We start from the raw sequence: 12,165 nt of genomic DNA, 5'->3' as shown, positions 1-12,165 counted from the left end.
CCCTCAGCTGTTGATCCGGCAGTGTTGATTGGCGGTTTAAATTCTGCCGGCATTGGGGTTCGCCGACGGTGAACAATGGAAGCGAGAACCTTGCTCCCAGTGCTACAGATTCATCAGTATTGTCTTCAGCGCTATACCCACGCGGTCGAAGAAACCCGGAGAATGGGGCGCTGCCCGGTTGGGGGCTGGGTACAGAGGCCCCACGGCATAGCTGTTGCAGTCAAAATTGAATTGCCGGACGAATAACTTCAGGCTGGAACAAAACGGGGAGAAAACTGAAAATCACATTTTCCGCTTTTCGTGTTTTGAAACAGGCAGGATGCCTTTTTCAACAACCTGCCAGGGACCGGAAATATCAGTTACCCCCCGACGCGGCCGGTCTGTTGGCGTTGCACCATTCACGACTCAGTAATCCCAGCATCAGGGAATCCTGAAAACCCTCTTCATCGGTAAACCGCTCCCGCAACAACCCCTCGCGGCGAAAGCCAAGTTTCTCCAGCAGTACCAGTGACGCTTTGTTGCGGGGGTCCACATCGGCTTCAACCCGATGCAGCGCCAATTGTTTGAAGGCAAAATCCAACACCAGCGGCACCGCCTCCGCCATCAGCCCCCGCCCCTGAAACCGGCGCGCCAGTGCGAATCCAATTTCAGCCCGGCGGTGACTGCGGTCTATTGCGGCGAGGGTGCAGGAACCGATGATCCGGCCCCGATACTCCAGCCCCCATTGGTAAAGGGTGCCGCTGGCAAACCCCTGCAGAATGGAGTTCAAAAACCGCTGCGCCTGCTTCCGGTTGGTCAGGCGGGTCAGCGCCATAAAGCGCACCACATCCGCATCGCCAAAGATTTCCTGAAGCTCGGGTAAATCGGCCTCCCCCAGCCAGCGAAAGCAAAAAGCACGTCCTGGGAGTGTTGGAAGACTCTGGCCGAGGCCGTCCGGGTTCATCCCTGTATCCACCGCCAAACACCGAACATCGCCACACCGAGGCCAAATACAAACTGCGCTGCCAGCAGCGCACGGATGGCAAAACTGTATCGGATCAGACGACCGCGCTTCGCTTCATCGTGACAGAAGATTCGCGCCTGCGGCGGCAGCTCCTGTTCCAGTCGCCGCAATCCCGGTACCGCCAGTTTGAGCAATTGGCGACTGCGCATATCCACCAGCCAGAACACTGTGGACAGTATCAGCACAAAGCCGCCCAGCAACGCCAACGTCAGAGGGTGAAAATCTTTTTCTACCGCGGTAAAGATGCCGCCTTCGACAAACATGCTGAGCACCACAAACAGATTGAAGGCCTTTAGCCTCTGCTCCGCATTGAAGCGATAGTGCTGACAGAGATATTCGTGCTGTACCAATCCCCCGGGTACCGCAAGCTGCTCCTCAATGGTAACGTCCATGAATCAGATCCAAGGTAAGCAAAACTGCGAGAGCTTAAAACAAAATGCCGGGCCCTGCCCGGCTTTTATGCGAAACTGGGGAACCTAAGCTGCCTGCGCGCCCGCTATGTTTTGCGCAATTCAGAGTTGCGGGGCGGCAGCACTGGGTTCTGCCGGATATTTCCCCGCGTCCTCCCACTATTGATTGGCGCGCTCCTCAATCAGGTGCTCAACTACCGACGGGTCCGCCAGGGTTGAGATATCACCCAGGCTGTCCAGTTCGTTACAGGCAATCTTACGCAGTATACGGCGCATGATTTTACCGGAACGGGTTTTCGGCAGGCTGGGCGCCCACTGGATAATGTCCGGCTTGGCGATGGGACCTATTTCCTGCACACACAGGTCGATCAACTGCCGGCGCAGTGCATCCGAGGGTTGGTGGCCCGCTTTCAGGGTTACATAGGCATAGATCCCCTGCCCCTTTATGTCGTGTGGATAACCCACCACTGCGGCCTCCGCCGTGTCTTCATGCAACACTATCGCACTTTCGATTTCCGCGGTTCCCAGGCGGTGACCGGATACGTTGAGCACATCGTCGATACGGCCGGTGATCCAGTAATAGCCGTCGGCATCCCGGCGCGCGCCATCGCCGGTAAAGTAGTAGCCGGGAAACGCAGAGAAATAGGTATCGATCATGCGTTGGTGGTTGCCGAACACAGTGCGAATCATTCCCGGCCAACTGGCTTTCATTACCAGCGCGCCCTCGCCTTCACCCTCGATCTCCCGCCCCTGTTCATCGAGCAGCGCCGGCTGCACTCCAAAGAACGGCAGGGTTGCGGAACCCGGCTTGAGGGCCACTGCCCCGGGCAGGGGTGTGATCATGTGCGCGCCGGTCTCCGTCTGCCACCAGGTGTCGACGATGGGGCAGCTCCCATTTCCCACCACTGAGTAGTACCACTCCCAGGCCTCTGGATTAATGGGCTCACCTACTGTGCCAAGTAACTTGAGCGAGCTGCGGTCCGTGTTGGTCACGTATTCGTCGCCGGCCCCCATGAGTGCGCGGATGGCCGTGGGTGCAGTGTAAAAAATATTGACCTGGTGTTTGTCCACCACCTGCCAGCAGCGGGACGCATCGGGATAGGTGGGCACACCCTCAAACATCAGAGTGGTACCGCCAGCGCTCAGGGGGCCGTACACAATATAGCTGTGCCCAGTGATCCAGCCCACATCGGCGGTGCACCAGAATACATCCCCCTCCTTGTAGTCAAAGGTGTACTTAAAAGTCATCGAGGCCATCAGCAGATAGCCGGCGGTCGTGTGCAGAACACCCTTGGGTTTGCCGGTGGAGCCAGAGGTGTAGAGGATAAACAAGGGGTCCTCCGCCCCCATTACCTCCGGCTCGCAGTCAGCGCTCTGCGCGGCAACCGATTCCGCATACCAGATATCCCGGCTGCTGTCCCAGTCCACATTGGCCCCGGTGCGCTTTACCACTATGGCCGTGTGCACCTTGGGGCATTCGGCTAGCGCCAGGTCCACATTGGCCTTGAGCGGCACCTTCCTGCCACCGCGCACACCCTCGTCGGCGGTAATCACCAGGCGGCAATCGGAATCGAGAATACGGTCCTTGAGAGATTCCGGAGAGAATCCGCCGAACACCACTGAGTGAACAGCCCCGATACGGGCACAGGCGAGCATCGCATAGGCAGCTTCGGGAATCATCGGCATGTAGATACAGACGCGATCCCCCTTTTTTACCCCCCGCTGCTTGAGCAGGTTGGCGAAGCGACACACATGCGCGTGCAACTCCGCGTAGGTAATGCGGCAGCTCTGTGCGGGATCATCGCCCTCCCAGATGATGGCGGTCTGCTCCGCCCTTGAGGGCAGATGGCGGTCGATACAGTTGACGGTGACATTGAGTTCACCGTCCGGGAACCACGCACAGTGGCCGCGGTTCAGATCTTCCTCGACAACCCGGGTAAAGGGTTTTTGCCACTGCAGAAAATCTTTCGCCTGCTGCGCCCAGAAAGCCTCGGCGTCCGCTACCGACTGGCGGTACATCCGGTGGTAATCATCGGCGCGGATATGGGCCTCGGCAGCGTAATCATCAGGTACAGAGCGGGTGTGGACTTCTGACATCGGTTTCTCCCGTGAGCATTATGGGACTCCGCCAGCGCGGTCATTGGATCTGGGTGGAGGGCCTGTTATAGCATTGACGAAACAAAGATGACAACGCTGTCAGCCAGTTTTCTCCACCATCTTAACGCGCCCGCCAAAATCATTCCGCGTAGCCTAATGGAATGGCGCGCAATTTTTCTTATGTCGCGACGCAAAATGTCCAGGTTCGCGCAGTTTAAGTCAGCAAATAGAGTTGGCCCAGGGTGAGAGAACAGACCCTCTGCCTCTCAGTGCGGGACACGGCGATACAGGCAGTGCGGCGGCAACTGATCAACAGATGCTGGCGAATGGTCGGACCGGCACTTCAAGCAATGGGCTCAGGGCGATTGCACCGGCGGGCGCTACAGCTCCAGGGAGACATTGTCGATCAGGCGCGCGGCGCTGGTGTAAATGGCACCCAGGACGGTAATCTCGGTGTCGTCGTGGGCGGCCGGCGCGAGGCTGTGGCTGTTGCGGACAGAAAAGTAGTCCACCCGGAAGCCGGCATCCTCGATACACCGCACGCCCTCTTCTTCCAGCGCGGCAAAATCGCGCCGGCCGGACTGCAGCTGCTCCCGTGTCCGGTTCAAGGCCTGACTGAGTATCGCTGCCCGCGGCCGCTCATCGGCGGTGATATAGCTGTTGCGGGAACTCATGGCCAGTCCGTCGGGCTCGCGGTGGACCGGAGCGGCGACGATCTCGACGGGAATACACAGGTCCTGCACCATCCGGCGGATCACCGCCAACTGCTGGAAATCCTTGATGCCGAATATTGCCTTGTGGGGCTGTACGATATTGAACAGCTTGGCCACCACCGTAGTCACCCCCTCGAAGTGGCCGGGCCGACTGGCACCACAAAGCACATCTGTCATAGCGGGACAAACCACCCGGGTCTGCTGATCCATACCGTTGGGATAAATCTCGCTCTCTTCCGGGTGAAACAGAAAATCGCAGTTGGCGGCACTCAGCCGCGCCATATCCCGCTCCAGGGTTCGCGGATACTTGTCCCAGTCTTCATTGAGCCCGAATTGCAGCCGGTTGACGAAGATGGAAACCACCACCAGATCACAAAGCTGGCGCGCCAGACTGACCAGCTCGATATGGGCATCGTGCAGGTTGCCCATAGTGGGGACAAACCCGATGGTCTTGCCGGCGGTGCGGGCCTCTGCCAGCGCCCCGCGCAGGCTTGCCACATGGTGAAATACTTGCATCACACTCATTTTCAGGCGGAATTTAGCTGCGCGGCATCATACTCGCTGGGACCGACAGCGACAATTCCGCCAGTAGGACGGCCCCATTCATCGCTGATAAATATATGAATACCGGACTTTTGCCGCAATCTTCGCATAAATGAAAGTATCGCCCAGTATCCCCCTAGCGCCATCCACACCTCAGATCCAACCTCCGATGCAGTTGCCGGCTGAGTGTAAGTGAAGACATCCACTCCCGGTTCAGGAAAGATTCAGCCCCACCAGCGCACACTGGCACCCAAATCCATGCTAGGCCGCTGGGCGGCACCGGAGAGAACCATGAAAGCACCAACCGTCGTAATACTCACTGCCAGCCTGCTGGCAGTGGCGCAACCGGTACTCGCCGACCGCTATCACCCCACCACGGGTTCCGCGCTCAAGGATGCATACCGCAAAGAATATAGCCACCAGCAGAACAACCGCGACGAGCGGCGGGCTGGCCGGCACCGGGCGCGCGGCAGTGAGAAGCAGGGCAGCAGGAAAGAACGAAAGCATAGGGCACGAGGTAAGGATCATCACTACCGGGGAAAATCCGTTCGCCACGCCCCCAGGCATCGCCCCTACTACAAGCGGCACTACAAAAAGCGTTATCGAAACCATTATCCCGCGCGGCCTTACTACGCAAAGCGCCACTTTCGCCGGGGACATTACCGCTGGCGGCCAGCCCATTACCACTATGGTTACCGCTGGGGGCAGTTGCCGCGCAGCTTCGTGCCTATCCGTTGCGGAGGCCTCAGGTTTTTCTATAGTGACGGCATCTTTTACCGCCCGCGGGATTATGGCTATATAGTGGTAAAGCCTCCCACCGGAGCTATAGTGCAGAGCCTGCCGGGCACAGCGATCACGCTGACATTTGGCGGCAGCCACTATTACGTCGCCTACGATACCTACTATATCTGGGATAATTCTGCACGCGCCTACCGGGTTGTCGCAGATCCGGGCTTTCAGTATTGAAAAGTCAGCTATCCCGGCCGGCAGTTTGTCGGTCGACCTGCAAGGATTGCAGAAAAAGGGCGATAGCCGGGTGTTCCGCGGCGCTGCGCTTGAAAGTGGCGGCATTCTGGATCTGGTAGTGAAAACGCTGCGGACACAGAGCCACCAAGTCGCCGCACTCCAGATAACGCCGGGCCAGGTAGTCCGGCAAGAAACCGATAAATCGGCCGGACAGGATCATCGCCAATCGCGCCGCCATATGGTTGGCGGTGCTCTTGTGGGGGAACAAGCGGTACAAGTGCGTCGCTCCAGAGAGAATCGCATGGCTGGGGGCGGCAAGCTCCTGCTCCGTCAGCAACTCCTCAGTTACCGAACGCTCACCGGCCAGAGGGTGCCGGCTGCCACAGTAGAGCCTGGAGCAATGGCTGAACAGAGGCCGGTAGTCGAGCCCCGGGCGTTTCGCATGCAGAGGGTTGATCCCTACCTCGGCCCTGCCGGCGAGGATCTCCAACTCCAACTCCTGGGGGGCGGCCAGTTGTAGGTCCAGTTGCAGTTGCGGTGCCAGCTGACGCAGATGGCGGATAGTGGACGGCAGGTCCAACTGGGGAATCTCGAGCACATCGTCCGGCAATACTATGCGCAGACTGCCGGTGAGCTGGGACTGAATGGCGTTGACCCGGCTCTTGAAGGCGGCCAGGTGCCCATCCAGGTCGTCGATGGCTCGATATAGCTCCTCCCCCTCCGGGGTCAGCTTGAAATCGGCGCGGCCCCGGGAGCGCAAACACAGCTGCATACCCAGGCGAGCCTCCAGGTCCGACAGGTGCAGGCTGATGGTGGAGCGACTGATATTCAGCGCCACCTCAGCCGGTGCCAGACCACCGGCCCGCACCACCTCTCGAAACACCCGCAGCAGGCGCAGGTCCATATCCGTGAAGCGCCCGCTCAGGGAGCTTTTACCACTCATCTGCTCAGCCTCGTTGCGCCTGTAGGCCCCTTTATGGAGTTAACCGATACCATCCTAAGACAAAGTTTGAAAAAACCAAATTTTAGTTAGAAAGAATTGACTATGCATTTGGGCGGGTACTCACGAAAATTTCCGCAAATACAGTATTAGCCGTCAGCACAAGGAGTTTGACAATGGAGCTGGCCAATAAACATTTGTTGAAAACTCGGAATTTTATTGGGGGTCAGTGGCGTGACAGCCCGGCAAAGCTCCCGGTATACGACCCGGCCAACGGCGGTCTGCTGGCCGAGGTGGCGGATGCCGGCCCCACGGATGCCGAAGCGGCGATTGCTGAGGCCCACACCGCCTTTCCGGTGTGGAAAAAACGCACTGCTGGTGAACGCGCCGCGGTGCTGAAGCGCTGGTACCAGCTGATCCTGGATAATGCCAGTGATCTCGCACGCCTGTTGACCCTGGAGCAGGGCAAGCCACTGGCAGAGGCCAGAGGCGAGATCATTCACGGCGCCTCCTATATAGAATGGTACGCGGAGGAGTGCCGCCGCGCCTATGGCCAGACTATCCCCACCCACAACCCGGGTATGCGCCTGCAGACCATCCGCCAGCCGGTGGGGGTTGTGAGCTGCATCACCCCCTGGAACTTCCCCAATGCCATGATCACCCGCAAGGTGGCGCCGGCCCTGGCCGCCGGCTGTACCCTGGTGGTCAAGCCGGCAGCGGAGACGCCCCTGTCCGCCCTGGCCCTGTGCCAGCTGGCCCAGGACGCGGGGTTGCCGGACGGAACCCTGAATATGCTGGTCGGCTCCGACGCCGCCGGCATCGGCCGGGTACTGACTCAGGATACACGGGTGGCCAAGTTCACCTTTACCGGCTCCACCGCAGTGGGCAAGATTCTGATGGCCCAATGCGCCACCGGGGTGAAGAAAGTGTCCATGGAACTGGGTGGCAATGCCCCGTTTATCGTATGTAACGATGCGGACCTGGACACAGCGGTGGATGCCTGCATGGCCACTAAATTCCGCAACGCCGGCCAGACTTGTGTGTCCACCAACCGCATCTACGTGCACGAATCGGTGCATGACGAGTTTGTAGCCCGGCTGCGCACGGCAATGACGGCCCTTCAGGTGGGGCACGGCTGTGAGGACGGCGTGACCCTGGGACCGCTGATTCACCGGCGCGCCGTCGAGCGGGTGGCACAACTGGTGGAGGACACCGCCGCCGCCGGCGCGGCTATAGAAGTGGGCGGCGATTTTCTGCCGACAGGGGTAAACTACTATGCCCCCACCCTGATCGCCGGCGTGACCGATGGCATGCGCATTGCGCGGGAGGAGATTTTCGGCCCTGTGGCCCCGGTGCAGAAATTCGCCCGCGAGGAAGAGGTGATCCACCGTGCGAACGATACACCCTACGGTCTGGCAGCCTACGTCATGAGCGAGAATATCCGCCGTGCCAACCGCCTGGTGGAGGCCCTGGACTACGGCATGGTCGCCTGCAATGCCGGTGTCTTTTCCACCGCCGTGGCTCCCTTCGGCGGCAACAAGGAATCCGGCATCGGCCGCGAGGGAGGTATCGAGGGAATGACTGAATTTTATGATACCAAGTACTGTTGCTACGGCACCTGATGCGGGTAAGGTAGCGGTGGTACAGGCCCATTGTGATTGTGAGAATATTGACGAGGATTGCGGAGACCGACCCATGTCCGAAATGAAAACCGATGCGTTCTGGATGCCGTTCACACCGAACCGCAGCTTCAAGGCCGCCCCGCGCATCGTAGAGCGCGCTGAGGGCATCTACCTGATGGAAAAGTCCGGCCGTCAGATTATCGACGCTACCGCCGGTCTCTGGTGCTCCAACGCCGGCCACTGCCGTGCGGAAATCGCCGACGCGATTCACCAGCAGGCAAAAAAGCTGGATTACAGCTCCATTTTCAACTTTGGTCACGATCTGGGTTTCGAGTATTCCGAGCGCCTGGTGGGGTACACCCCGGACGGCCTCAACAGAGTATTTTTTGGCAACTCCGGCTCGGAGGCAGTGGAGAGTGCGCTGAAAATCGCACTGCAATACCAGCGCGCCCGCGGCAAGGGCACCCGCACCATGTTTATCGGGCGCGAGAAGGGATACCACGGGGTCAATTTCGGCGGTATTTCCGTAGGGGGCATAGCACCCAATTACCAGTCGTTCGGCCAGCCGGTGAAGGCCAACCATATGCGCCACACCCTGGATATAGAACGCAACGCATTTAGCCGCGGCTTGCCGGAACACGGGGTGGAACTGGCGGAAGATCTGCAGCGGCTGGTGGCCTTTCACGGTGCCGATCAGATAGCGGCGGTTATCATTGAGCCCTTCGCCGGCGCAGGCGGCGTGGTGCTGCCGCCCAAAGGCTACCTGAAACGCATTCGCGAAATCTGTGACCAGCATGACCTGCTGCTGATATTCGACGAAGTGATTTCCGGCTGGGGTCGCACCGGCTCCCCCTTTGCCTCCATCGAGTGGGACGTGACTCCGGATATGATCACTTCTGCCAAGGGCATCACCAACGCGACAGTACCGCTAGGGGCGGTGTTCGTACACGACCACATTTACAACACCGTTATGGATGCGGCCCCGGAGGGTATGGTTGAAATTTTCCACGGCTACACCTACTCCGCCCATCCGGTCGCCTGCGCCGCGGGTATGGCGACCCTCGATATATACGAGCGGGAAGGTCTGCTGACCCGCGCCGCGGGCGATATCGGCAGTCACTGGGAGGCAGCACTACACAGCCTCGCCGACCTAGACAAGGTTATCGACGTGCGCAACTACGGCCTTGTAGGGGCCGTGGAACTCAACGCACCAGCAGAACTGAAAGGCAAGTACGGAGCCAAGGTTTCAGCAGCGGCCTGGGAAGCGGGCGTCATGGCGCGTGGTATCGGCGACGCCCTGTGTATGTCCCCGCCGCTGATTATCGAAGCGCACGAAATAGACGCGATCGTCGACAAGCTGCGCGGAGTTATCTCCTCTCTGGCGTAATCCTGTGCGGCCGCGTCCTGCGGCCGCCAAATACCTCCACACTCCCACAGCAGCCCTTGGGCCAGTAGATCACCCCCGTGGAGGCCGCCGCGGTAAACAGCTGCCAAGGCCCCATCTGGTGGAAGCTTTTCCGTCGGCAACTACACTAGTGGCATATCGTTCTATCCTGCGAGAGTGGATTATGTCCGACGAAACAAGCGCCCTCAGCGGCAAACCGGTAATACAGGTACTTTCCGAAAACTGGTGGTTGATGTTACTGCGCGGTGTCTGCGCCGTGATCTTCGGCATCCTTACCTTTATCTGGCCCGGCCTTTCCCTGTTGACGCTGGTTATTCTATTCGGTGTCTACGCACTGCTGGACGGGATCCTCGGCTTGGTAGCGGCCGCCATGGGACGCCACAAAGCGACACCACTCTGGTGGTTGATTGTCGTTGGCCTGATCAGTGTGGCGGCGGGGGTGGTGACTTTTCTCTACCCACAAATCACCGCACTGGCACTGGTGCTCATTATCGGTGCCTGGGCGCTGGTGCGCGGAATTTTTGAAATAGTCGGCGCGATTCGCCTGCGCAAGGAGCTGGAGAACGAGTGGCTGCTGATCCTTGCCGGCGTGCTGTCGGTGATATTCGGCCTGCTGATTCTGTTCCGTCCCGGCGCCGGCGCCCTGGCATTGGTGTGGTTGATAGGTGCTTACGCCATCATTTTTGGCCTGCCGATGATCTGGCTGGCATTCAAGCTGCGCAAGCAGAACAGGGCCCTTACAAGCGAATAGCCGAGGGGAGTATTCACAGACTCTCCCCTCGGCACTGCGCCCCTGCGGAGGAAAAGCCTCGTACTCTGCAGCCGCCGGCCGTTATCAGACAGGAATCAAGTGGATGGTTTAATCTCCGGCGCCAGCTGGGATCGACATTCCCACACCAGATTCGGCGTCGCCTGCCGGTGGATCCTTCACATCCAGTTCCTTCAGCTTGCGCGTGAGGGTATTGCGTCCCCACCCCAGTAAATCGGCGGCATCGCGTTTGCGCCCACCGGTGTGTTTGAGGGCAATTTCGATCAGTGTCCGCTCAAAGGTGGGAACCGCTTCATTGAGAATCTCACGCCGCCCCGCCGCCAGTGCCTGATCCGCCCAGAGGCACAGGGCCTGCCGCCAGTCCGGCAACACCTCCACCGCGGCGCTCTGCTGGCGCAGCTGCTGAGGCAGGTCCTCTATGTGCACCTCGCGACCGGAGGCCATCACTGTGATCCAGTGGCAGGTGTTTTCCAGCTGACGCACATTGCCGGGCCAGTCGAGACCGGAGAGATGGTCTTCGGTTTCCCCAAGCAGAACTTTCGTTTCCACCCCCAGTTCCCTGGCGGCACTCTCGAGGAAATGGCGCGCCAGACGCGGAATATCCTCGCGGCGATCCGCCAGTCGCGGAATCTGTATCCGGATGACATTCAGGCGGTGGAATAGATCCTCGCGGAATTTGTGCTCCTCCACCAGTTTTTCCAGATCCTGGTGGGTAGCGGCAATGATGCGCACGTCCACGGTTACCGGGGTATGGCCCCCGACCCGGTAAAACTCCCCGTCCGCCAGCACCCGCAACAGGCGCGTCTGGGTGTCCGCGGGCATATCGCCGATCTCATCCAGGAACAAGGTACCGCCATCCGCCTGCTCAAAATGGCCCGGGCGCCGGACTGTGGCCCCCGTGAAAGCGCCTTTTTCGTGGCCGAACAATTCCGACTCCATCAGGTCCCTGGGAATTGCGGCCATATTCAGTGCGACAAAGGGCTTGGCACTGCGGGGACTGTGGTTGTGCAGCGCCTGTGCCACCAGTTCTTTTCCAGTACCGGATTCACCGTTGATCAGCACGGTGATATTAGAGTGGGACAAGCGACCAATGGCCCGAAACACTTCCTGCATCGCCGGCGCTTCACCGATAATCGCCTCCCCGCCCAGGGCCCGCTCGCCGGTATCACCACCGGCGGACAGCCCCTCCCGCCCATGGGCGAGTGCGCGGCGGGCAACCGCAACCACCTCGTCCACGTCAAAAGGTTTGGGCAGATACTCGAAGGCACCGCCCTGATAGGCGGCCACGGCACTGTCCAGGTCCGAGTGCGCCGTCATTATGATGATGGGCAGGGTGGGACGCTCCACCTGGAAACGCTGCAACAACCTGAAACCATCGGTGCCCGGCATGCGGATATCACACAACACCGCGTCGGGGGTTTCGCGATAAAAATCGTCCAGAGCGCGATCGCCGCTGTCATAACACCGGGTTTCAATTCCGGCGCGGCCCAGCGCGCGCTCCAACACCCAGCGTATTGATCGGTCGTCGTCAATAATCCACACGCGATTGCTCACAGCCATGGTCACTCCCACCAGTCACTCGTAACCTGACAACCCAACAGGTGATCCCTCATCGATTGGATTGTCGCCCTCAAAAAGCTGCGCAATTTCGCCGCAGCGGTTGCGCCGGTCTCCGCTCGTTGGCGGCGCATCCCAGT

General features: G+C 59.7%; 10 protein-coding genes. 4 read left to right on the top strand and 6 right to left on the bottom strand.

Annotated elements, in window-relative coordinates; all coding sequences use genetic code 11:
* Positions 1-355 precede the first annotated feature (355 nt).
* The 4 genes from ABVT36_RS07235 to panC form a co-directional block, all read right to left on the bottom strand.
* Complete coding sequence (locus tag ABVT36_RS07235; protein WP_368455961.1) at positions 356-943, bottom strand: GNAT family N-acetyltransferase; 588 nt, start codon at positions 941-943, stop codon at positions 356-358.
* Positions 940-1,395 carry a hypothetical protein gene (locus ABVT36_RS07230; RefSeq protein ID WP_368455960.1) on the bottom strand — a complete coding sequence of 152 codons (456 nt, stop codon included), beginning with the start codon at positions 1,393-1,395 and terminating at the stop codon, positions 940-942. Before ABVT36_RS07230 ends, ABVT36_RS07235 begins: the two co-directional genes overlap by 4 nt.
* A gap of 177 nt (positions 1,396-1,572) precedes the next feature.
* The gene (acs, locus tag ABVT36_RS07225; RefSeq protein ID WP_368455959.1) at positions 1,573-3,510 is read right to left on the bottom strand and encodes an acetate--CoA ligase; all 1,938 of its coding nucleotides are present in this window, start codon (positions 3,508-3,510) and stop codon (positions 1,573-1,575) included.
* Between the two features lie 380 nt (positions 3,511-3,890).
* A complete protein-coding gene (panC, locus tag ABVT36_RS07220) occupies positions 3,891-4,739 on the bottom strand; it encodes a pantoate--beta-alanine ligase (protein ID WP_368455985.1) in 849 nt (282 codons plus the stop codon).
* Between the two features lie 318 nt (positions 4,740-5,057).
* Between panC and ABVT36_RS07215 the strand changes: the two genes are divergently transcribed.
* Positions 5,058-5,732, top strand: coding sequence for a DUF6515 family protein (locus ABVT36_RS07215; RefSeq protein WP_368455958.1), 675 nt, complete (start codon positions 5,058-5,060; stop codon positions 5,730-5,732).
* A 4-nt stretch (positions 5,733-5,736) separates the two neighbouring features.
* Here ABVT36_RS07215 and ABVT36_RS07210 read toward each other — a convergent pair whose 3' ends face one another.
* Positions 5,737-6,675: a LysR family transcriptional regulator gene (locus ABVT36_RS07210; RefSeq protein ID WP_368455957.1), complete on the bottom strand. Its 939-nt coding sequence runs from the start codon at positions 6,673-6,675 to the stop codon at positions 5,737-5,739.
* Positions 6,676-6,848: 173 nt separating this feature from the next.
* On the opposite strand from ABVT36_RS07210, the gene ABVT36_RS07205 reads away from it, so the two are divergent.
* The 3 genes from ABVT36_RS07205 to ABVT36_RS07195 all read left to right on the top strand — a co-directional run bounded on the left by ABVT36_RS07205 (position 6,849) and on the right by ABVT36_RS07195 (position 10,450).
* The gene (locus ABVT36_RS07205) at positions 6,849-8,294 is read left to right on the top strand and encodes an NAD-dependent succinate-semialdehyde dehydrogenase (protein ID WP_368455956.1); all 1,446 of its coding nucleotides are present in this window, start codon (positions 6,849-6,851) and stop codon (positions 8,292-8,294) included.
* A 73-nt stretch (positions 8,295-8,367) separates the two neighbouring features.
* Positions 8,368-9,681 carry an aminotransferase class III-fold pyridoxal phosphate-dependent enzyme gene (locus ABVT36_RS07200; RefSeq protein WP_368455955.1) on the top strand — a complete coding sequence of 438 codons (1,314 nt, stop codon included), beginning with the start codon at positions 8,368-8,370 and terminating at the stop codon, positions 9,679-9,681.
* A gap of 181 nt (positions 9,682-9,862) precedes the next feature.
* Positions 9,863-10,450, top strand: coding sequence for an HdeD family acid-resistance protein (locus ABVT36_RS07195; RefSeq protein ID WP_368455954.1), 588 nt, complete (start codon positions 9,863-9,865; stop codon positions 10,448-10,450).
* 108 nt (positions 10,451-10,558) lie between these two features.
* On the opposite strand, the gene ntrC is transcribed toward ABVT36_RS07195, so the two are convergent.
* Complete coding sequence (ntrC, locus tag ABVT36_RS07190; RefSeq protein ID WP_368455953.1) at positions 10,559-12,028, bottom strand: nitrogen regulation protein NR(I); 1,470 nt, start codon at positions 12,026-12,028, stop codon at positions 10,559-10,561.
* Positions 12,029-12,165: the final 137 nt, after the last annotated feature.

It is taken from the genome of Microbulbifer sp. TYP-18, assembly GCF_040932045.1.
Taxonomy (GTDB): Bacteria; Pseudomonadota; Gammaproteobacteria; order Pseudomonadales; family Cellvibrionaceae; genus Microbulbifer.
The sequence above is the reverse complement of the archived record's forward strand: the minus strand, read 5'-3'. Positions and strand labels throughout refer to the sequence as shown.